Genomic DNA, 23,013 nt, shown 5'->3' on the forward strand with positions numbered 1-23,013 from the left:
GATAGTTTTTGTTAAAAAAGCCACTAGTTTGTATGTTGCTAATAGAACAAAAAAGGCCATCAAAGATGGCCTTTTTTGTTCTTAACCTAATAAGAGTTACATCTAAATGCTTAGATGTCAAATTATAGTAAATAAAATGGCGTGCTACGGGAGGAATAATTCAAGCAATTCGTTGAGGAATAATTTTCCTTTTTCGGTGGTTTTGACGCGCTGATTCTTCCATTCATCGGTATCTAATAGACCCTGTTTTAGTGCTATTTCACAGGCTTTGACCAGAGAACTTGGCACGCTTTGATAAGTGAAGCGCTCGTAATCCTTTAAATCAAAGGTTTCGAACAAGCGTAGACGGTTCATCATGAATTCAAGCGGTAGGTCTTCTTGCTCGATGGCCTCTTTGATGACCAAGGCTTCAGGTAGGTTGTTTAAGTAATGATTTGGATGGCGAGTCTTTCGTGTACGAAATATTTGACCATTAACCAATGTGATCTTGCCATGAGCGCCAGCGCCAATTCCTATGTAATCGCCGAAACGCCAATAATTAAGGTTGTGTGCCGCGCGACGGTTCTCTTTTGAATTAGCCGAAACTTCGTACTGAGCATAACCATGTTTGGTCAACAGCTCTTGTCCTGCGTCTTGAATTCCCCACAAGGTGTTGTCTTCGGGTAGCGTTGGTGGACGACGATAAAACTCAGTATTTGGCTCGATAGTCAGTTGATACCAAGACAAGTGCTCAGGGTTCAGTTCGATGGCAAGAGACAAGTCTTCTAGCGCCATTTCTAGGCTCTGATCTGGTAAGCCATGCATTAAATCGAGGTTGATATTGTCAAAGCCAGCGGCTCTAGACTTATCCACAGCGTGTATCGCTTCCTCACGGTTGTGGATTCTTCCTAGGGTTTTCAACAGGTTTGGCTGGAAACTTTGGATACCGATGGACAAACGATTAATGCCAGCCTGACGAAAGTGGCGAAACTTTTCTTGTTCAAACGTTCCTGGATTGGCTTCCATGGTGATTTCGGCATTGTCTGCCCACGTTAGCTTTTCGCGCAGGGCATCCATTAAACGATAATAGAAGTTTTCGCTCATCAAGCTTGGCGTACCACCGCCAATAAAAGCGGTTTGGATTTCTCGTCCAGCGACATAAGGTAAATCGGCGTCTAGATCAGCCAGAAGCTGTGCCAAATAGGCGTCTTCTGGCAGTTTGCCATTGGCTTCAAAACGGTCTGCTTGATGAGAATTGAAGTCGCAATAAGGACACTTACGCACGCACCAAGGTAAATGAATATACAAACTTAGCGGTGGTAACTGAGTGCTCAAAATGGCTTACCTAGTTGTGAAAAAGAGGATTGTTGAAAGGATGCGAATAGCTGTTTCAAAGCCTTGGCGCGATGGCTAATTTGGTTCTTCACTTCTTTTGGTAGGCTAGCCGCACTGCAAGCGCATTCCGGTACATAAAATACGGGATCATAACCAAAGCCTTCTTGGCCTTCCGTAGATGTCAAAATACGACCTTCCCATACGCCATGAAACACTTGTGGTGTTGGATCGTTCTTGTGGCGCATATAAGCCAATACACAATGGAAGCGAGCGGTACGTTCTAGTTCAGGTACGCCGTCTAGTTTTTCCAGCAGCAGTTTGTTGTTCGCTTCATTGTTGCCGTGATCGCCGGCAAAGCGAGCAGAGTAAATACCCGGCGCACCGTCGAGATAATCCACTTCAATACCAGAATCATCAGCCAATGCAGGCAAGCCAGTGTGAGCACAAGCGTTGCGCGCTTTTAGAATGGCGTTTTCAATAAAGCTCAAGCCTGTTTCTTCTGCTTCTTCGACGTCAAACTCGCTTTGCGGTTTGACATCAATGCCCATATCACCTAGTAACGCATTGAATTCTTTGATTTTTCCGGCATTGTTGCTGGCTAGTACGATGGTTTTGTTCATCGGTTTTCCTCTTTAAACTTTTAAAACAAAGGCGGCTGATTCGCCGCCTTGTTGATTGTTCTATTTATGCTACTGACCGTGGTTTAACGGCTGATGTGGAAAATCGCCGTTTCACTGAATAAGTTCGGCATAGAGCGAATCCACCAATGGTCTTTTAGTTGGCCGTCTACGGCAGCCCAACGTAGGATTTTAATGTCTTTTTCACGACATAAACGCTCAAAATCTTGAAAAGTGAAAAAGTGAATGTTCGGTGTGTCGTACCAATTGTATGGTAAGAAATCGGATACTGGCATTCTGCCTTTTAACGCCAAATGCAAACGGCTTCGCCAATGTCCGAAGTTCGGGAAAGTGATAATGCATTCTTTGCCGATGCGCAGCATTTCATCGATCAACAAATCTGGGCGACGAAATTGTTGCAAAGCATGGGTCATCAAGACTAAGTCAAAACTTTGGTCATCGAAGTTTTGCAAACCTTCGTCGATGTTTTGCTCTAAAACCGGAATGCCTTTTTCGATACAGGTATTTAAATCGTCAGGGCCGATTTCCAAACCATAGCCTTTCACCTGTTTGTTTTGAATGAGATGGTGAAGCAACTCACCGGGACCACAGGCCAAATCGAGCACTCGAATATTGGGCTGAACCCACTCATCGATCATTTCTAAATCAGAGCGCATTATTTGACCTCCGTTGTAAGGCTATTGGCAACCCGGGTTAAAAAGGTGTTTAACACAGCCATGTAGCGAGGGATTGGAAACAAAAAGGCGTCATGGCCTTCTGCGGCTTCGATCTTGGCATAAGAAACCTGCTTGCCAGCTTTGACGAGCGCGTTGACGATTTCTTCGCTGCGCTCTGGAGAGAAACGCCAGTCGGTAGTAAAGGAAACCAATAAAAACTCGCATTGTGCGCGGCTTAGAACGGCAGAAAGATCACCATTGGTTTGTGACGCGGGATCAAAATAATCCAGCGCCTTTGTCATCAGCATGTAGGTGTTGGCGTCGAAACGTTTGGTGAAGGCTTCGCCTTGATAACGTAAATAACTTTCTACTTCGAACTCAATGCCGTAATTGTATTGGTAGCTATCATGGCGCATCTGGCGACCAAATTTAGCGCCCATGGCATCGTCTGAAAGATAGGTAATGTGACCCAGCATGCGCGCCAAACCAAGGCCGTTAGTTGGCACCGAGTTGTTGTCTATGTAGTTGCCATCAAAAAAGTCTGGATCACGACGAATGGACTGACGTGCGACTTCATTGAAGGCGATGTTCTGGGTGGATAGTTTTGGAGCTGACGCGACAATCACTGCAGACTTCAAGCGAGCAGGGAAGCGGATGCTCCATTCGAGCACTTGCATGCCGCCAAGGCTGCCACCGACGATAGCGGCGAAGGTTTGGATACCCAATAAATCGGCTAAACGCGCTTGGCTTTCGACCCAATCTTCTACTGTGACAATCGGAAAACTGGCTTCCCAGCGCTGCCCTGTTTCTGGATTAATGCTCGTCGGCCCCGTTGAACCACAGCAACCGCCTAAGTTATTGAGAGCAATAACAAAAAACTTATTTGTATCGATGGCTTTACCAGGTCCTATTGCCGTATCCCACCAGCCCGTTTTGGTATCCGACATGGCATGATAACCTGCAGCGTGGTGATCTCCGCTCAGCGCGTGGCAAATTAAAATAGCATTGGAAGCGCTTTGATTCAGGGTCCCATAAGTCTCGTAAATAAGTTGGTACGATGACAAGGTCTGTCCGCAGGAAAGCGCCAACGGGGTGTCGAATTGCGCAATCTGTGGCGTAACAATACCAACAGAGTCGGCTGGAATGACGTCCGGCATAGGTTTGTTTTTATCCTAAAGTAAAGTCCTAAAGAAATTGCTCGAATTCCCGTGAAGAAATGTGGGAAGGTTCATCGATGAAAGATGTTACACAGTCTAGCGTTTGTGCACAGTGTCATCAAGAGGCGGATGCCGCCATCAATCGGTATACGGTATTAGAAGGTTGAAAGTAAAACGCTTCTGCCATCAGCTGATGGCAGAAGCGTTTTACTTATTACTGATATCTATCGAGTGATAATACGCTAAACGAGAGTGAATACTTGGGTTTTAACGGCAAGTTGCTCGGAAATTTTCTGAATCTGCTTAGTTTTATCCGCCAAAATATCGATAGAGCGAGTATCTTGGTTTAACTGTTGAGCAATTTCTTCCATCTCTGTGCTCATTTGAATGGCGGTACTAGCAACATCCTGAATGGCGCTTGCCATTGAGTCGGTGGATTTCGATCCTGTCATGGCGTTGCTTTCTATGTCGCGCATGGCTTCTTCGGCCTTGCTGCCATTTTCACTGATGATTTTCAAGTTGTCTTGTCCGCTTTCCATGGTGCTAATTGCGGTTTGAGTCGACTGCTGAATGGTATTAACTATGTCCGTAATTTTCGAAGTGGCATCAACGGTTTTTTCTGCTAATGCTCTTACTTCATCTGCGACCACAGAGAATCCGCGTCCCGCTTCGCCAGCGCGAGCAGCTTCTATCGCGGCGTTCAGCGCGAGTAAGTTGGTTTGGCTAGCAAGGTCGTTGATCATGGCAATGACGCTATCGATGTTTTTGGATAAACGGCCTAGCTCATCAAGTTGCTGACTGGTCATGTTCACAATATTCACTGTGTCGGTGATGCTGCTTAACACTAATTTAATCGTATCAGCGCCAGATTTAGCGGATTGGTAGGTTTCATTGGAGTGCGCTTGAAGCGTATTTGTGGTGCTAGACAACTCGGTTAAACGGCTAGAAATATCGTCCGTTGCAGAAGCCAATGAATGTGTACGCTGGTTGACTAAGTGGTTACTGCTGGCAATGCTGCTGATGGTGTTGTTTAAATCAGTGGACATAGTGCTGACATTGTCAGTTGTCGAAACAACATCTTTTAATACGTCACCCAAGCCGCTAGTCATTTCATTGAGAGATTGGCTCAATTGATCGAACTCATCGTTACGTTTAGTGTTAACTGACGCTTTTGATGACATATCGCCTTTTTTAACTTTATTAAGGTCAGTAATTATGTTTTGTAACGTGCTATTGACGCTGCGGCCAATGGCAAGCATGAGCAGTGCGGCTACTAGAATTACAGCGATACTAACGCCCAGTAGGGTTGCGTTGGCTTGTGTTGAGCTTTCTTCCGCGCTGTTTTCTGCTTGCTGAACTTTGTTCTCAATCAGTTGATTCGCTTTAAGTTGGCTTTCGGTAAACTGATTTTTTTGTGTCGTGAAAGTATTTTCGATCTCGCTAAGCGATTTGTATTCCTTACCGTATTGCAGAATGGCATCGCGGTAAGCGTTGGCTTTTACACCGTGAGTGTCTTGAAAACCAAAGTTTTCAATTCGGTTATCGAAGCGGTCGAAGCTGGAGGTGAACTCTTCTAGATTGCTTTCGGTTGGATCTGATAAATAGCCAGCCTCAGCTTTACGCACATTGGTGAACTCTCGTTTTAATAAGCTAAGCTTTTGGATGTCTTCGCTTATTTCTGTCCCCATTTGATCTACGCTACCGCGTAAACCTGAAGAGGAATCGAAACCAATAATATAGCGTTTTTCGATCAGCGTGATGAGTGCTTGGCTATAGTCGTTGAGTTCTACTAGGTTTTCTTCGAGAGTTTGCTTCAAGTTTTGGCTATGAGCTTTTTCAATATTTGTAGCGATGATGTTGGCGTTCTGTGCAATTTGTTCTTTCGCGCTTGCAATGTAGTCTTGGTAATTTTCTACAGAAATGGAGCGCAGGCTATCAGCTATCTCAAGCATGTGAATGCTCAGCTGATCATTTGATGCTTGAATCTTTGAGAGGTTTCTCAGCTCATTGTTGGCGCTTTGTTGGGATGAGAGCCCTGTCATGGCCACAGCAGTGACGATAATTAACCCCGTAATCGCAGTGATTAGAAGTATGAACAGTTTGGTCTTAAAGGATAGGTTTGACAGCATAGGTACCTTCCATCGCGAGGCAATGTTTAAGTGAAGTGCTCATTAATGGCACATATTCTATTAGGTTATGCAAGTATCGTGCTCAAATCAAAATGGCTGATATAGCTTGTTTTGATTAAGACATTATAGGAGGGGAAATATGGTTTTGCTTATTTTTGGTGCGATGTTTGTACCGGTGGATCAGAAAGCCCTATTTTGGATAGGGCTTGGATACTAAATTATTTAGACACTTCAAATAATCGATAAACCAATTGGCCAGCGACTTTTTCTTTTAACAAAGACCAGTGGCTTGGTAGTGCAGGTAGATCGGCTTCTTTTTCCATTTCGATATAAACAAGCGCACGATCTGCGAGCCAGCCTTTTTCAAGCAAAGGGATAATTTGTGCTAACCAGCCTTTGCGAAATGGCGGGTCTAGAAACACAATATCCATGGCATGTGGCGTGACCGTATCAAGAAAGACGGCCGCGTTTTGAGCAATCACATTAGCACTGTCCGTTGCGCCTAGCGTTGCTAAGTTTGCTGTCATTTGTTGTGACACTACGCGTGAGTTATCGACAAAAGTCATGTGCTTTGCGCCGCGTGATAACGCTTCTAACCCAAGTGCACCTGAGCCACAAAACAGGTCACCACAAACAGCACCTGGAATATAGGCATTGATCCAATTGAATAAGGTTTCTCGTACTCTGTCTGGCGTTGGACGTAAGCCTTCAATATCTGGAATCGGCAGTTGGCGAGAGCGCCATTCACCGGCGATGATACGAAGTCTCGATGCCTTCGCTTTGCTTTTATTCGAGACGTTACTTAGAACTTTTTTCTTCATTGGTAAACCTGAATCTCTTGATAGGACGATGGTTTTAATAGGTGTTGTAGAGCCGTTTGATAATCTTCTATGGTGAAGCTGTCGATGGCATCTTTGTAGCCTTCGGCGAATTGCTCCACCGTGAGCGCGCCATCTTCATGGGTGACTTGTGTGGCAATATAGCTCCACCATGTTGGTGATAGCGTTTGCTGTTCGAGTTGTTGCTTGAAATTATCCAGTAGAATGCCAAAGGCTTTGCTGTCGTTTACTGAAGGAACTTGTTCTACAAACACAAGGCTTTTAGCGTTAACGAAGCGACTGGCATCGTGGCTAGGTTCGCTTACTGTTTCTGTTATGCTGTTAGCGTATTGGATACTCCACCATGCCCAAGGGCGCTGCGGTGAAAGCGTAAAAGCGAGCTGAACAAAATCAATATGTTGTTGCTGGTTGAGCGTAGAAACCAAGTCAGCGCCCCAAATTTGCAAACTGATCCACTCTTTGATTGAAGACACTGGCATTAATGCAATGGCGCTGCGAGTTTGCCAAAGCTCGCCTTCATTTTGTTGAATGGTTGAGCTGATGGACTCGTAATGAATAGCCTCGGCGGAAGCGTTTGAAAGTCGATAGTCTTGGCTGATGGTATTGATTGCATTTTTGACTGCTTGCTTAGTTTCTGGTGACATCTCGCCCACGATAAAAATAGTAGCAGCAGACGATTTTAAGCTCTGGTAATAGTCGGAAACTTGTTTTAAAGAGACGGTAGTTATGGTGTCGTTGTTTTGATCATTAGCCTTATCGAAAAATAAAACATTTTCGAGCTCATGTTGGACGGGTGGATTTGCTTGGTGTTGGGTTTGCCAAGCATCGAAAGTGCGAGGTTTGAAATCGGGTTGTCTAAGCCAATTGGTTGCCAAGGAAAGTGTAGGGGTCAGATATTTTGGCTCATTACTCAGTGTTAAACCAATGGTTTGATTTTCATGATCATAATAGCTGTCTGCGCTGGCAGCTAAAGGTGCGAGTCTTTGGTTAATTGAAGCAGTACTAAGCGGTAATGAGTCGCTCATTAACATGGCCAGCGTGGTTTGGATCAATGTTATGTTGGTGGTGACCGAGCGAAATGAAAAGCGAAGCTCCAATTTGTTGCTATCTTGCCATTCTGCTTGTTTTAACCAGACCACAGGAATACCTGACGTGGTTGTCCATTTCTCAATTTGAGGTGTGGGTAATTTACTGCTCGGAGCGGTTAAATTTAACAGCCAAATAGCCAGAGTACAGAACAACATGACCGCCGCCAGAACGGGTCGGCTAAATAGAGGTTTGCTATCGTCGGACATAATGAACCTTGAGTGGTGCTTGTTAAGAATATTTTGGCTAAAACTAAGCCTGTTTGCGAGCCAGAATGATGTTAAAATAACCGTTTTTAAGTGTCCATGTATGTGGCGCTGTGTCTAATCATAGCATTTCACTGATGTTTATCGCATCAGTCAAAATAAAGAGACTGATTTAATGGAAGTTGTTAATCAAATTATTGCTTTTTTTACACCGTATCTTGGTGAATATGCACGTTATGTTCCTATTGCGATTGGAACACTTTTAGCCATTATCGCTTTCGTTGTTCGCCGTCGTTTTGTGAACAAAATGAATGCAGATATTGCAGCAGCTAAGAAAAAGGATATAGATACGCCCGATTCAGTTCAGGATGAAATAGCCTCAGCGGAAGCTTTGGCTTCTGACGAGCAACTTGCAGATGACGTGGCGATAAGCACTAAAGCACAAGCAGTAGAAGAAACGCCAAGTGACCCTGTGCAGCCTACGTTATCTTGGTCTCAGCGTTTTAAATCTGGTTTGTCTCGCACTCGCAGCGGTTTAGGCAACGGTTTGTCTTCTGTTATCGGCAGTCATAAAAAAGTGGATGATAATCTGCTGGAAGAGCTAGAGACTCAGTTGCTGATGGCGGATGTTGGTATCGATGCTACACAAACCTTGATTAGTGCGCTAACCGACAAGCTAAACCGCAAAGAACTAAAAGATTCGGCTACATTGTTAAATCATTTAAAAGCCGACATGGAAGGTATTCTTAGCCAGTCTCAGCAAGTACTTGAGCCAGTCAGTAAAGACGGTCCTTTTGTGATTCTAATGGTAGGCGTGAATGGTGTTGGTAAGACGACAACCATTGGTAAGTTAGCCAAAAAATATCAGGCCGAAGGTAAAAGTGTTATGTTGGCGGCAGGTGACACCTTTCGTGCAGCTGCGGTTGAGCAGCTTCAAGTATGGGGCGAGCGTAATAATGTTCCTGTTGTTGCTCAGCACACTGGCGCTGATTCGGCGTCGGTTATCTATGATGCGATTGAGTCTGCCAAAGCTAAAGGCGTCGATATCGTTATTGCAGATACCGCTGGTCGTCTACAAAACAAAGCGAATTTGATGAACGAACTGTCTAAAGTCGTTCGTGTAATGAAAAAGCTAGATGAAAACGCGCCACATGAAGTTATGTTGGTTTTGGATGCTGGTACTGGTCAAAATGCTATCAGTCAGGCTAAGCTGTTTTCCGAAGCGGTTGGCGTGAGCGGTATCACACTAACTAAGCTGGATGGAACCGCAAAAGGCGGTATTATTTTTGCCATCGCCAAACAGTTCGGCATTCCTATACGTTATATTGGCGTAGGTGAACAAGCGGATGACTTACGTCCCTTTGTTGCTAAAGAGTTTGTCGACGCATTGTTTGATAGTGAATAGCTTGATAGCGAATAAGTGGTGATTAGACCTTTCTTCTTTCTAATTTAAGGATGCTGGATTAGCGTGGAAATCGAATTTCAACGAGTGGGTAAAAAGTACGAGAGTGGACAAGAAGCATTGTCGCAGGTGAGTTTTCATTTGCAGCAAGGTGAAATGGCTTTTCTTACTGGGCATTCTGGTGCGGGTAAAAGTACCTTGATGAAACTCATGATGATGATCGAGCGCCAAACCTCGGGCCAAATTTTGGTCGATGGTGTTGATTTGCGTACGTTGAGCCGCCGAGCGATTCCTCATCATAGACGTCGCGTTGGCGTCGTGTTCCAGAATCATCAGTTGTTATTAGATCGAAGTGTTTTCCATAATGTTGCCTTGCCATTGTTGGTGAGCGGAGCGGATCCTCAACAAATTGCCAAGCGAGTGCGTGCTGCGCTGGATAAAGTAGGTCTGTTGGATAAAGAAAAATACAATCCAATGGCGTTATCTGGTGGTGAGCAACAGCGTGTTGGTATTGCGCGAGCAGTGGTGAATAAACCACAATTGTTGTTAGCCGATGAACCAACGGGTAATTTAGATCCCAAATTGTCAGCAGAAATCATGAATTTATTCCAAGAGTTTAATCGTGTTGGTGTAACCGTCTTGGTTGCTAGTCATGATTTAGCACTGGTTGCGCGCATGCGTCATCGTGTTTTGACTTTAAATCAGGGTCGAATGGTGAATGATGGAGGGTTTGGCTAAATGGCACAGAAGCCGAATCAACGCGGTGCGACTAGAGAGTCGATTAAAGCAACCAAACATAATTGGCCGACGCGAACGTCTTTTAGTCCGAGTAAATATTTTCGTCAGCATCAAACGACTTTAACCGAAAGCTTTATGCGGCTAGTGAATTATCCATTGGCTAGCATTATGACGGTGATGGTAATTGCAATAGCTTTGTCTCTACCAGGTGGTTTGTATGTTTTGCTGAAAAATGTGCAATCTGTCACAGATCAATGGGAGCAGCAGTCGGTCATTACCTTGTATCTTTTTCCTAACTTAGAAGACACGCAAGCTCTTGCCTTGTCACATCGACTTTCTGCGCAAGCCGATATTGCGTCAGTTGAGTATATTTCTAAGGAAGAAGGGCTTCGGTATTTTGAGCGTTCTAGTGGTTACGAGCAGATTATGTCTGCTTTGCCAGAGAACCCTTTGCCAATTGTACTGCGAGTTATTCCTAAGCAAGCGGTAGATATTACGACGTTATCGAGTTTGCAAGCTTTACGAGACCAGCTAGCGGCACAAAAAGAAGTGGATTATGCAGAACTTGATGCACAATGGTTACAGCGTCTTGCGAATATACTGAGTTTTGGGCAGCGATTTGTCTATGCTCTGTCGGTTTTGTTGGTCGTTGCTGTGCTGTTGATTGTTGGCAATACCATTCGCATGGCGGTAGAAAGCCGTCGTGATGAAGTGTTGGTTATGAAGTTGGTTGGTGCAACCGATGCTTATATTCGCCGACCATTTTTGTACATGGGGTTTTGGTTTGGCGTACTGGGTGGTTTTTTCGCCAGCCTTTGTATTCTCGTGCTTAGCTGGTGGGTAAGTGCTCCAGCAGAGCGATTGATTGATCTCTATCAAAGCGGTTTTCAACTTCAGACTTTTAATGCGGATGAAATTGTTTTATGTTTAACTATCAGTGCATTTGTTGGTGTGTTTGGCGCATGGATTGCCGTTAACCGACATATCACAACTATTGAACTGCAGTGACAATGAAAGGCTAATATCACTACTAAGATAATAGCCATGGTTTATTCACATTTATGTCACACACAAGCAGAATTTACTTGTTAGTATTTTGTCATACACTGTATGAACAATTAGAAAGGTGGAAATAGAGATGGGTAAAGCTCTCCAGCCTACGGATATGATGATTCCTGGTCAGAACCTAGAGTCTTACATACAAGCCGTCAGCAGAATTCCGATTTTAACCGCAGACGAAGAAAAAGCGTTGGCGGAACGTCTTTATTATCAAGAAGACCTTGAAGCTGCGCGTACCTTGGTTATGTCGCACTTAAGATTTGTTGTACATATTGCGAAAAGTTACTCTGGATATGGTTTAGCTCAAGGCGACCTTATTCAAGAAGGCAACGTTGGCTTGATGAAAGCGGTTAAGCGCTTTAACCCAGAAGTCGGTGTTCGCCTTGTTTCCTTTGCTGTGCATTGGATTAAAGCCGAGATTCATGAATTTATTCTGAAAAACTGGCGCATTGTTAAAGTAGCTACGACAAAAGCACAACGTAAAATGTTCTTTAATTTGCGTAGCGCGAAAAAGACCTTGTCTTGGTTCAGCAATTCAGAAGTAGAGTCGGTTGCTAGTGATTTAGGTGTGACACCAGAAGTGGTTCGTCAAATGGAAGGGCGTTTAAGTTCTTCTGATATGGCGTTTGATGCTTCTGCAGACGACGATGATGACAGTGCTTTTCAAGCGCCATCTCAATATCTAGAAGACCATCGCTCAGATCCTGCAACCTTGCTTGAAAATGGTAACTGGGAAGAAGACTCCAATCAGCGTCTAGAAGTTGCTATGGCTGATCTTGATGAGCGTAGCCGAAATATTCTAGTGCAACGTTGGTTGTCTGATGCAAAATCTACCTTGCATGAATTGGCTGATGAATATGGCGTTTCTGCTGAGCGTATCCGACAGCTTGAAAAGAATGCAATGAAGAAAATTCGACTTGCAATGGGTGATGGTCAGTTTGACTGATTGTTACGCTTAGCAGGTAAAAAATAAAAAGCCCTCCAAGTGAAGTGAGGGCTTTTTTATGTCTAATGATTTTTATACTATCTGGCTTTATGCGTTTACTGGCTTTGTAGTTGATTGCCAGGTACAAATCGCCATGTTCGAATGATTTCCAGCTTATCCACTTCTTTCTTTAGCTCACTAGGAAATACTTGAAAAGGTTCTGCCAGACGGACAATACGCATGGCGGCATCATCGAGCACTCTGATACCAGAGGAGTGCAGTACTTCAATATCATCGACATAACCGTTCGGCTGTATAATAACGGCTAGACGTAGTTCACCATAAAGATGGTTACGTTTTGCTTCTTCTGGATAGTGAATATTACCTATGCGCTCAATTCGGCGTCGCCAGTCATCTAAGTATTGCGCATCAACAGCTGCTTTGGCAGAGACTGAGGTCAGACGGCGAATTCTTGGACGTTTGGCGTATGCTTGGCGCTGTTGATCTAGCAAGGCTTCTAGGGTCGCTATATCGTTTGATATATGGCTTGGAATTTGGGTTTCGCCACGAAACTTTTCTTCTAGCGTTTTAGGCTCATTTTCAGATTCATTGATGATCTCAAAGACAGCTTCTTGGTTTCTGGTTGCCAGCAGACTTGGTTCGTCAATAGGTTCGGCAGAGGCAAGTTGAGGCTGGACGGGAGGCGATATTTCTTGGATGGTATCAGATAAAAAACGTGCATTTTCTGTGGTGGTGAGTTTTTGCTTGCGTAATTCTGTCCCACTGGCTTGTTGGTTGGCTTGAGCAATAAAGTCAGCCTCGGCTGGTGCTTTTGTCGTATGCTGAACGAGCGTCACCTCTAGCGTTTTAGGCTTGGGAGAGGGAAGCTCGAAATCGAAGCCAATAATCATCACCATTAGCACATGAAAGCTAATGGCGATGAAAAGCGCGATAGAAAATTTATCTGTTACTCGCATGTAAATATTACTGAAGACGTTTTTCTATGGCTTCTATTAAAATCATAGCGATATTTAGATCGAATTGTGTATCTAATTCACGAACGCATGTTGGGCTGGTGACATTGATTTCAGTGAGGTAATCACCGATGACGTCTAAACCAACAAACATTAAGTTCTTTTCTTTCAATGATGGAATCACTTGCTCGCAAATCCAGCGATCGCGATCTGTTAAAGGTCGGCCTTCACCTCGCCCGCCTGCAGCTAAGTTGCCACGGGTTTCACCTGATGCCGGAATGCGTGCTAGTGCAAACGGCACAGGTTCACCATTAACTACCAAAATACGCTTATCGCCGTCTTTGATTTCTGGGATGAATTTTTGTGCCATGATCTGCTCTACGCCCATGTTTGTTAGGGTTTCAATAATCACGCTGATGTTTGAGTCATCCGGTTTGATGCGGAAAATCGAACTGCCACCCATACCGTCTAAAGGCTTGAAGATAACGTCGCCATGTTCTTTGTGGAAGCTTCTTAGTAAGTCTGCACGTCGAGTCACTAAGACTGGTGGACAGCAGTGTGGAAACTGAGTGGCGAAGAGTTTTTCGTTGCAGTCGCGTAAACTTTTAGGGTCGTTGACTACAAGTGCACCATCTCTTTCTGCTTGCTCTAAAATCATAGTGCTGTAGACGAATTCACTATCAAATGGCGGATCTTTGCGCATTAAGATCACATCCATATCACCCATTGCCATTTTCGTTTCTTCACCAAGATCGTAAAAGTGCGCAGGATCTTTATAAACGTTTAATGGACGAGTCATAGCGTAGGCTTTGCCATTGTCTAGAAACAGGTCTTTTTGTTCCATATAAATAAGTTGCCAGCCTTTTTCTGCGGCAGCCCATAGCATGGCGAGAGAAGTGTCTTTTTTGTAGTTTATGGACGAAATTGGGTCCATAACAATGCCGAGTTTGATAGTCATAAGGCGGTTCCTAAAAGCGAAAGCAACGTTTTAGTGCTTTGTTTAATCTGTTAATAGATGTTGATGCTATAGAAATATGGGGGCGCTGAGAAGAAAAAACACCCATGATTTTCAGATAGTTGCTTTGATGAGTAAGAATATGACAATGAGCGGACTGTATAGAAAAATGAGTCTGTAATTCTGTGTATTCAATGTCTTATATTTTGGTCATTAAAAAGCAGAATCATTGGTCGTAAAAATAGTACGTTTTATCAATGATTCTGCTTTTTAGGAGAAGAACATTCTCTATCTACCAGTTTCCAGAGTTTCCATTAGCGTCTAAGAATAGCTCACTTTCTTGTGCTTTCTTCGAGTCATCCACAGGTGGAGCTTCAGGTGACTGGGGAGCATCATCAACTTTCACCGTACTTTCTGCGGCTTTCAGTTCTTCTGTTGCGCTAGGCTCTGGGGTTGGAGGTGTTTTTGTTTTATCAAATTCGTCATTAAAACCAAGGAGCTGTGGGCGATAAATACGAAACGCGCGCATGAGCTCACCTTTAGCATTAAATAAACGGAATTCTGAGAAAAGTTCATCGTAGTCCGCATTGACATAATCTTGGCGAGCTTGAAATAGTTCGTTCTCGCTATCTAGTACATCCAGTAGAGTACGGCGGCCTAAGCGAAATTGTTTTTCATAAGCAATTTGTGATTCTTTTGTCGCAATGACATATTCACGAATTTGCTCCTTTTGACCTGTGGTTGCTTCAAACGCTGCCCAAGCTAATCGCACAGTGAGTTCAGTATCTCTTATTGTGTTACGGCGTATTTCAGAAGCTTGGAGGTTCTGTTGAACGGCAACTTCTTGTTTGCGTTTGTGGGTGCCGCCGCTGTAAAGGTTATAGTTCAATCGCACCATAGCTAATAAGTCTTCGCTTGGTCCTCTATCGCCATCTATATTGTTGTTCCATGTGCGTTCTAAGCCAAAACTAATCGTTGGGTACTTGTCTGCATCAGTAATTTTTTGAGCGCTTTCTGTTGCTGCAACGTCCCATCGTGCACCTTCGATTGCTGGATTCTTCTTCAATGATTCATTAATCGCCGAATCAAGATCTTTTGGTATCAAGTCTTTATCTGGCATCGGATAGATTAAGTCTTTCGGCGGCATTTCTCCGACAATATTTTTGTAGTTGCTGTCGGCATCTTGGAGATTGTTAATTGCAGCAAAGTGATTTGCATGGGCTTTAGCGAGGCGTGCGGTTATTTGGCTAAGATCAGATTGACGTCCAATACCTGAGTCACTTTTTAATTTAATTTGCCCATAAATGCGCTCATGGGTTTTTAAGTTCAGTTCTGCAAGGCCGACAAGTTCTCTGTAGCGTAAAATGTTAGCATACACCTGAGCCACTTCTAGGGCAGTATTTTCAACAGAAATCAGTGCGCTCCAACGATCGGCTTCGGCCTCGCTGTTTAAGCGTTCGACTTCATTTTTTGTTGAGAACCCGTTAAATAGGGGTTGATTCAGCGCAAGTTTCAGTTCGCGACGAGTAAGATCAATATCGTCCGGGTTGCTATTGTCTGCGTAGGTTGTTTCACGGCCTATGCCAGCGGAGAGATCCACGCTTGGGTAGTAGCCAGAACGACGAGCAATATCTGCGTTTTCTTTGGACTCTCGATATTTTGCGACAGCTTGTCTTACAGCAGGATTGTTTTCTATTGCCGTATATGTCGCTTCTTCGAGAGTGATTGCATGCGCTATTGCTGGTAGGAAGGCTGCTCCTATATAAACCGTGCAAGTCAAAACTATTCGATTAAACATGTGATCATATGTCCTTTATTAAGTCCTGCTTGAATGGTAAAGGCATTCATAGCCTTAATATGTAGCGATTCTGTTAGTTAGGGCTTTATCAAAGAATAGGTTAGATATCGCCCCATAGAGCATTAATTACACTGAGCGCAACAATAGGTGCGGTTTCTGTTCTCAGTACTCTTGGACCTAAAGTGATAGCATTAAATCCTGACTTTTCAGATAGTTGGACTTCTTTTTCGGTGAGCCCTCCTTCTGGTCCGATCAATAAAGCAATGCGATTATTGCTCGGTTGCTCGAACTGACGAATAGGTTTTGCACTGTGGTGATGTAATGTTAGTTTTAACATTTCGTTACAATTCTCCACCCATTCACTTAATTCTATAGGCGGATATACAACAGGAACGACGCCACGACCGCATTGCTCTGCCGCACTGATAGCAACTTGCTGCCAATGTTGTTGGCGTTTTTCAGCTCGGCTGTCTTGCAGCTTCACTTCACAGCGTTCGCTAAAAAGAGGTTGGATAGCAAATACGCCTGCTTCAACGGATTTCTGAATGGCGTAGTCCATTCGTTCGCCACGAGATAGAGTTTGCCCAATAGTGACTTGGATTGGGGATTCGTTATCCAGTGCTTCAAAGTCTGCTACGTGAATATTAGCAGAGCGTTTTTCAACATCGCACAGGGTTGCATTAAATTGACCACCTTTACCATTAAGCGCTTGGCCATTAAACACGCGAATAGGATGGCCTGACTTTAAACGCAGTACTTTGCAGAGATGCTGAAATGCCGAATCAGGTAAGGCAAAGATGCTATTTTCGCTGAGTTCTGTATCGATAAAAATTCGTGGAATACGCATGTTTTGCCTTATGTTTTCGGGAGTATTAAAAAATAGAAATAAAAAAGCCTTCCTCTGCACATGTTATCTAATAAAAGAGTAAGGCAGAAGAAGGCTTTATAACGGAAAATCAGGAAATTATAAACCAGCAGCTTTGCGTAATGCGTCCGCTTTGTCTGTTTTTTCCCAAGTGAAGTTTTCACCTTCACGACCAAAGTGGCCATAAGCCGCGGTTGGCAGGTAAATTGGGCGTTTTAGATCTAGCATCTTGATCAAGCCTGCTGGACGTAATTCAAAGTGTTCACGAACGAGTTGTGAAATTACAGCGTCGCTTACTTTACCGGTACCGAAGGTATTAATACTGATTGACGTTGGCTCAGCAACACCGATGGCGTAAGATATTTGAATCTCGCACTTATCTGCAAGGCCAGCGGCAACGATATTCTTCGCTACGTAACGACCAGCGTACGCAGCAGAACGGTCAACTTTGGATGGATCTTTACCAGAGAAAGCGCCACCACCGTGACGCGCCATGCCGCCGTATGTATCAACGATGATTTTACGACCTGTTAGGCCACAATCTCCAACTGGACCACCAATGATGAACTGGCCTGTTGGGTTGATGAAATATTTGGTTTCTTTGGATAACCACTCAGCAGGAAGAACAGGTTTGATGATCTCTTCCATGACAGCTTCACGAAGATCGGCTTGTTTAATGGACGCACTGTGTTGTGTCGAAAGCACAACAGCATCGATCGCGCATGGTTTACCATTTTCGTCGTAACGGAAGGTAACTTGGCTTTTCGCATCAGGGCGAAGAAAATCGAGCGTGCCGTTTTTACGAACTTCTGCTTGGCGTTGAACCAAGCGATGTGCGTAAGTGATTGGCGCAGGCATTAATACGTCAGTTTCGTTAGTGGCAAAACCAAACATCAAACCTTGGTCGCCAGCACCTTGTTCGTGCTCGCCAGCTTCATCTACACCTACTGCGATATCGGCAGATTGTTTGCCAATAGCATTCATAACCGCGCAAGATTCCCAGTCGAAACCCATGTCTGAGCTGTTGTAGCCGATTTCACGAATGACACCACGAGCGATTTCCTCAATGTCGACCCATGCGTTAGTACGAACTTCACCCGCAACTAGAACCATGCCTGTTTTTACTAGTGTTTCGCAGGCAACACGTGCTTCTGGGTCTTCTGCCAAAATGGCATCAAGGATGGCGTCGGAAACTTGGTCCGCGATTTTATCTGGATGACCTTCAGAAACGGATTCTGAAGTAAATAAAGAATATTCTGACATGTTTAGTGCCTCTATCAAAATGATGGATAAGCGCTAAATAGGTATAAAAAAACCCGCTTAGCAATGTTTATAATTCAAAAAAGCTAAACAGGTGATATTGCTTCTGTTTAGCTGAATTTATATAGCGTCCGCAAGCCGAAACAAATCGACGCTGTTAGTGGCAAGAATAATGGACTAGAGCTGTTTAAATATCAACCCGACCTGTGGATTTTAATGAGGCAAAGGACAATTTTTTTGTTACGATGGTGCAGATTTTTATGTATTTTCATTTTCTTTGCCCAATGTTTGGGCGTCACGGTGGTGCCAGCATTGCAAGGTGGCTCTATCCTGTAGAGAATGTTTCTTCTATTTTGTTCGTTAAGCTATCAGGAGTGGAATAACCATGCCGTCTCGTAAACAACTTGCTAACGCCATACGTGCATTGAGTATGGATGCCGTACAAAAAGCTAACTCAGGCCATCCAGGTGCGCCAATGGGTATGGCGGATATCGCTGAAGTGCTATGGAATGACTTTCTAAAGCACAACCCAAATAACTCAAAATGGGTTGATCGCGACCGCTTTGTGTTGTCAAACGGCCATGGCTCTATGCTGATTTATTCTTTATTGCATTTGTCTGGTTATAAATTGCCAATTGAAGAGCTAAAACAATTCCGTCAGCTTCATTCTAAAACTCCAGGTCATCCAGAATATGGTTACACCGATGGCGTAGAAACCACAACTGGTCCATTGGGCGCTGGTATCAGTAATGCGGTAGGTATGGCGATTGCTGAGAAAACTCTAGCAGCACAGTTTAACCGTGAAGGTCATAGCATCGTTGATCACAACACTTACTGCTTCCTTGGCGATGGCTGCTTGATGGAAGGCATTTCTCACGAAGCGTCTTCTTTAGCTGGTACGTTAGGTCTAGGTAAATTGGTCGCTTTTTGGGATGACAATGGTATTTCTATCGATGGTCATGTTGAAGGCTGGTTTACTGATAATACCCCACAGCGTTTTGAAGCTTACGGCTGGCATGTTATTTCTGACGTAGATGGACATGATCCAGAAGCGATTAAAGCGGCGATTGAAGCAGCAAAAGCAGAAACGACAAAACCAACACTGATCTGTTGCAAAACCATTATTGGTTTTGGTTCGCCGAATAAATCTGGCAGCCACGACTGTCACGGCGCGCCTCTTGGCGATGCAGAGATTGCCGCTGCTCGTGAATTCCTTGGTTGGCCTTATGCGCCTTTTGAGATCCCTGCCGATGTTTACTCTGGCTGGGATGCGAAAGAAGCGGGTTCTGCTCGTGAAACTCAGTGGAATGCCCAGTTCGAAGCGTATAAAGCGGCTTACCCTGAATTGGCAGCAGAATTTGAACGTCGTGTGATTAAGGGCGAATTGCCTGCGGATTTTGAAGCTAAAGCGCAAGCTTTCATTCAAGAAAGCCAAGACAAAGGCGAGAACATTGCCAGCCGTAAAGCGTCACAGAATGCGATTGGTTTCTTCGGCGCTATGTTGCCAGAATTACTAGGCGGTTCTGCGGATCTTGCAGGCTCTAACTTGACGTTATGGTCTGGTTCTAAAGGCATCCAAGACGATCCAGCGGGTAACTACATTTACTACGGCGTTCGTGAATTTGGTATGAGCGGCATTATGAACGGTGCTTCTTTGCATGGTGGTTTTATTAACTACGGTGCGACTTTCATGATGTTTATGGAATACGCGCGTAATGCGGTTCGTATGTCTGCTTTGATGGGCATTCAAAACGTATTTGTTTACACGCATGATTCTATTGGTCAAGGCGAAGACGGTCCAACTCACCAACCTGTTGAGCAATTGGCTAACTTGCGCATGACACCAAACATGTCTGTATGGCGTCCATGTGATGCGGCGGAAACTGCAGTTGCTTGGAAAGCCGGTATTGAACGCCGTGATGGCCCAACGGCATTGGTTTTCTCTCGTCAAGGTTTGCCTGCGCAAGCACGTGATGCTGAGCAATTGGCGAACGTTGCAAAAGGTGGTTATGTACTGAAGGATTGTGCTGGTACGCCAGACCTTATCTTGATCGCAACCGGTTCTGAAGTAGGCCTAGCGATGGATTCTGCTGAAGCGCTAACGGCGAAAGGCAAGAAAGTGCGCGTTGTTTCTATGCCATCAACGAATGTGTTTGATGCACAAGATGCAGCTTATAAAGAATCGGTATTGCCAAGCAGTGTGACTAAGCGTGTTGCTATTGAAGCTGCTCACACGGACTACTGGTACAAGTACGTTGGTTTCGAAGGCGCTATGGTGGGTATGACGACTTTTGGTGAGTCTGCTCCTGGTGGCGATCTGCTGAAATACTTTGGCTTTACAGTAGACAATGTAGTTGCGACTGCTGAGAGAATTCTAGCCGCGTAATCTCATTGCTTGATAAGAAAAGAGGTGTACGTTTGTATGCCTCTTTTTCCTTTTATTAAGGCGGAGAGTGATGGTTTTTAGATCACTTTCTTTGCGATGAAGTAGTAGGAATATGTTGCGAGTCGCTATCAATGGTTATGGTCGTATCGGACGTTCGGTATTACGAGCGCTTTATGAAAACGGCTACCGCGATCACATTCAAGTGGTTGCTATTAATGAATTGTCTGACATTGAGACAATCAGTTATCTTACGCGCTATGACACGACTCATGGCCGCTTTCCTCAGCCTGTTTCGACTCAAGGTAATGCGTTGCTTATCGGCGATGATGCTATTTTGTGTTTTTCCTGTGCGACACCTGATGAACTTGATTGGTCATCTCTTGAATTAGATATGGTGCTTGAGTGCTCTGGTAGCTTTTCTGGTCGAGAAGGCGCGCAAGCTTACTTAAATGCAGGTGTGCCACGACTGTTGCTTTCTCAGCCGGCAGCGGCAGATGTTGATGCGACGATTGTGTATGGTTTTAATCATCATGATATTCGAGCGGATCACAATATTGTTTCAGCAGCATCTTGTACTACTAATTGTTTGATTCCTGTTTTGGACATCGTTAAGCAATTTTCTGGTGTTGTTCATGGTATGACACAGACGATTCATTCGGCGATGAATGATCAGCCAGTGATTGACGGCTATCACACGAAAGACTTGCGCCTGACGCGTGCCGCTTTGAGTTCTATTATTCCTGTGGATACTGGATTAGCGAGAGGTATTACACGCATGATGCCGGAATTGGAAGGCAAAATGGGTTGTAATGCGGTACGTGTGCCGACCTTGAATGTCTCGGTTATTGATTTAGTGTTGCGCACAGAACGAGACGTTACCGCCGAGCAAATCAATGCGCAGTTAGAGCAAGCGGCAAGCTCAAAATATGCAGGCTTAATGGGCTTCACCAAAGAAGCACATGCTTCGGTGGATTTTAATCATGATCCGCGTTCGGTGATTATCGATAGTACGCAAACCCAAGTAATCGATCAGCGAATGGTGAAGTTACTGTGTTGGTTTGATAATGAATGGGGCTACGCTAACCGTATGTTGGATGTGGCTAAGTATTGGGCTGGTGTGATTAAGCAATCAAAATTAGATTGATTCACCCGAACATTAAATAACGAGGACATCGTACATGACCGTAATTAATATGAAAGATGTGGATCTGGCGAATAAACGTGTGTTAATTCGAGAAGACCTAAACGTGCCAGTAAAAGACGGCAAAGTAACCAGTGACGCACGTATTCGTGCTGCTTTGCCAACCATTAAATTGGCGCTAGCAGCTGGTGCGAAAGTCATGGTGATGTCTCACCTTGGTCGCCCAACAGAAGGTCAGTACGAAGAAGAATACTCGCTTCAACCAGTAGCGACGCATCTTTCTGGTTTGCTAGGACAAGACGTACCGTTAGTAAAAGATTGGTTGGATGGTGTTGAAGTTGAATCTGGTCAGCTTGTTTTGGTTGAAAACGTACGTTTTAACCTTGGCGAGAAAAAAGACGACGAAGCTTTGTCTAAAAAAATGGCTGCTTTGTGTGATGTGTACGTGATGGATGCATTTGGTACGGCTCACCGTGCCCAAGCTTCTACTCACGGTGTAGCGAAATTTGCACCAATCGCTTGCGCTGGCCCATTGTTGTCAGCTGAGCTTGAAGCATTAGAAAAAGCTTTGGCGAAACCAGCTCGTCCAATGGCGGCCATTGTTGGTGGTTCAAAAGTATCGACTAAGTTGACTGTTTTAGAATCTTTGTCTGACAAAGTTGATCAGTTGATAGTAGGTGGTGGTATAGCCAATACCTTCCTAGCTGCTGCAGGTTTTCCAGTGGGCAAGTCTTTGTACGAAGCAGATTTGATTCCTCAGGCAAAAGCTTTGATGGCGAAAACCAGCATACCGCTACCTGAAGACGTTGTTGTAGCTACCGCGTTCGCGCCAGATGCTGTTGCGACAGTCAAAAATGCTGCGGATGTTGGTCCTGACGATATGATTTTGGATATTGGGCCAAAAGCAGCCGCTGCGTTTGCGGCTTTGCTTGAAAAATCTCAAACGATTATCTGGAATGGTCCAGTGGGTGTTTTTGAATTTGACCAGTTTGGTGGCGGAACTAAAGCGCTTGCGATGGCCATTGCGAACAGCAAAGGGTTTTCCATTGCGGGTGGTGGCGACACATTAGCGGCCGTTGATAAATATGAAATTGCGGATCAAGTTTCCTATATTTCGACCGGTGGCGGGGCGTTTTTGGAGTTTGTGGAAGGAAAAGTGCTTCCAGCGGTTGCGATGTTAGAGTCTCGCGCGCAAAATTAGTATCAAAGAATGACAAAGATCGTTCTAAAGCATTTTATAAGTAATAAAAAGGTGAAAAGCCTACTTCGTTAACACCGTTAGAAGCTGGATGTGGTTTCTGCTGAAAGCGGTGTTGGCGAAAAACAAAACTAGAGAGTGACCTACTCGGCGCGAGTCGGGTATGACAATAACGATAAGGCGTAAGCCACATGGCTTGTGATAAGCAACGTCATGATTACAAGATTATAGAGTTAACTAACACCATAACTCTGTTCGTTATAAATACAATATAAGACAAATTGTCA

At 44.4% G+C, this 23,013-nt stretch carries 19 protein-coding genes; 7 read left to right on the forward strand and 12 right to left on the reverse strand.

Annotation, left to right across the window (positions count from 1 at the left end):
* Nucleotides 1-144: 144 nt before the first annotated feature.
* From hemW to CCS02_RS07870, 7 genes are all read right to left on the reverse strand, one after another.
* Nucleotides 145-1,314, reverse strand: coding sequence for a radical SAM family heme chaperone HemW (gene hemW, locus CCS02_RS07840; protein ID WP_072839441.1), 1,170 nt, complete (start codon nucleotides 1,312-1,314; stop codon nucleotides 145-147).
* The gene (gene rdgB, locus CCS02_RS07845; RefSeq protein WP_100636277.1) at nucleotides 1,311-1,934 is read right to left on the reverse strand and encodes an RdgB/HAM1 family non-canonical purine NTP pyrophosphatase; all 624 of its coding nucleotides are present in this window, start codon (nucleotides 1,932-1,934) and stop codon (nucleotides 1,311-1,313) included. Before rdgB ends, hemW begins: the two co-directional genes overlap by 4 nt.
* Nucleotides 1,935-2,017: 83 nt before the next feature.
* The gene (metW, locus tag CCS02_RS07850) at nucleotides 2,018-2,608 is read right to left on the reverse strand and encodes a methionine biosynthesis protein MetW (protein ID WP_072839443.1); all 591 of its coding nucleotides are present in this window, start codon (nucleotides 2,606-2,608) and stop codon (nucleotides 2,018-2,020) included.
* The gene (gene metX / locus CCS02_RS07855) at nucleotides 2,608-3,765 is read right to left on the reverse strand and encodes a homoserine O-succinyltransferase MetX (RefSeq protein ID WP_100636278.1); all 1,158 of its coding nucleotides are present in this window, start codon (nucleotides 3,763-3,765) and stop codon (nucleotides 2,608-2,610) included. The genes metW and metX overlap by 1 nt, the downstream gene beginning before the upstream one ends.
* Before the next feature lie 242 nt (nucleotides 3,766-4,007).
* The gene (locus CCS02_RS07860) at nucleotides 4,008-5,894 is read right to left on the reverse strand and encodes a methyl-accepting chemotaxis protein (protein ID WP_100636279.1); all 1,887 of its coding nucleotides are present in this window, start codon (nucleotides 5,892-5,894) and stop codon (nucleotides 4,008-4,010) included.
* 218 nt (nucleotides 5,895-6,112) lie between these two features.
* A complete protein-coding gene (gene rsmD / locus CCS02_RS07865) occupies nucleotides 6,113-6,715 on the reverse strand; it encodes a 16S rRNA (guanine(966)-N(2))-methyltransferase RsmD (RefSeq protein ID WP_100188355.1) in 603 nt (200 codons plus the stop codon).
* Entirely contained in the window at nucleotides 6,712-8,028 is a 1,317-nt protein-coding gene (locus CCS02_RS07870; protein WP_072839447.1) for an insulinase family protein, read from the reverse strand. Before CCS02_RS07870 ends, rsmD begins: the two co-directional genes overlap by 4 nt.
* A 172-nt stretch (nucleotides 8,029-8,200) precedes the next feature.
* On the opposite strand from CCS02_RS07870, the gene ftsY reads away from it, so the two are divergent.
* The 4 genes from ftsY (at nucleotide 8,201) to rpoH (ending at nucleotide 12,170) form a co-directional block, all read left to right on the forward strand.
* Nucleotides 8,201-9,430 (forward strand): signal recognition particle-docking protein FtsY, encoded by a 1,230-nt coding sequence (gene ftsY, locus CCS02_RS07875; RefSeq protein ID WP_072839448.1) that lies wholly within the window; start codon nucleotides 8,201-8,203, stop codon nucleotides 9,428-9,430.
* 63 nt (nucleotides 9,431-9,493) lie between these two features.
* The gene (ftsE, locus tag CCS02_RS07880) at nucleotides 9,494-10,165 is read left to right on the forward strand and encodes a cell division ATP-binding protein FtsE (RefSeq protein ID WP_072839449.1); all 672 of its coding nucleotides are present in this window, start codon (nucleotides 9,494-9,496) and stop codon (nucleotides 10,163-10,165) included.
* The gene (gene ftsX / locus CCS02_RS07885; protein WP_100636280.1) at nucleotides 10,166-11,173 is read left to right on the forward strand and encodes a permease-like cell division protein FtsX; all 1,008 of its coding nucleotides are present in this window, start codon (nucleotides 10,166-10,168) and stop codon (nucleotides 11,171-11,173) included.
* Between the two features lie 130 nt (nucleotides 11,174-11,303).
* A complete protein-coding gene (gene rpoH / locus CCS02_RS07890; protein WP_072839451.1) occupies nucleotides 11,304-12,170 on the forward strand; it encodes an RNA polymerase sigma factor RpoH in 867 nt (288 codons plus the stop codon).
* Between the two features lie 95 nt (nucleotides 12,171-12,265).
* On the opposite strand, the gene CCS02_RS07895 is transcribed toward rpoH, so the two are convergent.
* The 5 genes from CCS02_RS07895 to metK all read right to left on the reverse strand — a co-directional run bounded on the left by CCS02_RS07895 (nucleotide 12,266) and on the right by metK (nucleotide 18,004).
* Nucleotides 12,266-13,126, reverse strand: a complete 861-nt coding sequence (locus CCS02_RS07895; RefSeq protein WP_072839452.1) for an energy transducer TonB — start codon at nucleotides 13,124-13,126, stop codon at nucleotides 12,266-12,268.
* 7 nt (nucleotides 13,127-13,133) lie between these two features.
* Complete coding sequence (gshB, locus tag CCS02_RS07900) at nucleotides 13,134-14,081, reverse strand: glutathione synthase (RefSeq protein ID WP_072839453.1); 948 nt, start codon at nucleotides 14,079-14,081, stop codon at nucleotides 13,134-13,136.
* A 289-nt stretch (nucleotides 14,082-14,370) separates the two neighbouring features.
* Nucleotides 14,371-15,876 carry a TolC family outer membrane protein gene (locus CCS02_RS07905; RefSeq protein WP_100636281.1) on the reverse strand — a complete coding sequence of 502 codons (1,506 nt, stop codon included), beginning with the start codon at nucleotides 15,874-15,876 and terminating at the stop codon, nucleotides 14,371-14,373.
* Nucleotides 15,877-15,976: 100 nt separating this feature from the next.
* Nucleotides 15,977-16,723 (reverse strand): 16S rRNA (uracil(1498)-N(3))-methyltransferase, encoded by a 747-nt coding sequence (locus CCS02_RS07910; RefSeq protein ID WP_072839455.1) that lies wholly within the window; start codon nucleotides 16,721-16,723, stop codon nucleotides 15,977-15,979.
* 117 nt (nucleotides 16,724-16,840) lie between these two features.
* On the reverse strand, nucleotides 16,841-18,004 hold the full coding sequence (gene metK, locus CCS02_RS07915; RefSeq protein ID WP_100636282.1) for a methionine adenosyltransferase: 1,164 nt from the start codon (nucleotides 18,002-18,004) through the stop codon (nucleotides 16,841-16,843).
* A 382-nt stretch (nucleotides 18,005-18,386) separates the two neighbouring features.
* On the opposite strand from metK, the gene tkt reads away from it, so the two are divergent.
* The 3 genes from tkt to CCS02_RS07930 all read left to right on the forward strand — a co-directional run bounded on the left by tkt (nucleotide 18,387) and on the right by CCS02_RS07930 (nucleotide 22,729).
* Entirely contained in the window at nucleotides 18,387-20,387 is a 2,001-nt protein-coding gene (gene tkt / locus CCS02_RS07920) for a transketolase (protein ID WP_100636283.1), read from the forward strand.
* A 112-nt stretch (nucleotides 20,388-20,499) separates the two neighbouring features.
* Nucleotides 20,500-21,531 carry a type I glyceraldehyde-3-phosphate dehydrogenase gene (locus CCS02_RS07925; RefSeq protein WP_100636284.1) on the forward strand — a complete coding sequence of 344 codons (1,032 nt, stop codon included), beginning with the start codon at nucleotides 20,500-20,502 and terminating at the stop codon, nucleotides 21,529-21,531.
* 34 nt (nucleotides 21,532-21,565) lie between these two features.
* Nucleotides 21,566-22,729, forward strand: a complete 1,164-nt coding sequence (locus tag CCS02_RS07930) for a phosphoglycerate kinase (RefSeq protein ID WP_072839459.1) — start codon at nucleotides 21,566-21,568, stop codon at nucleotides 22,727-22,729.
* Nucleotides 22,730-23,013 lie beyond the last annotated feature (284 nt).

Origin of the sequence: Marinomonas sp. ef1, assembly GCF_002806845.1 — a bacterium.
In the GTDB taxonomy this organism is placed as follows: domain Bacteria; phylum Pseudomonadota; class Gammaproteobacteria; order Pseudomonadales; family Marinomonadaceae; genus Marinomonas; species Marinomonas polaris.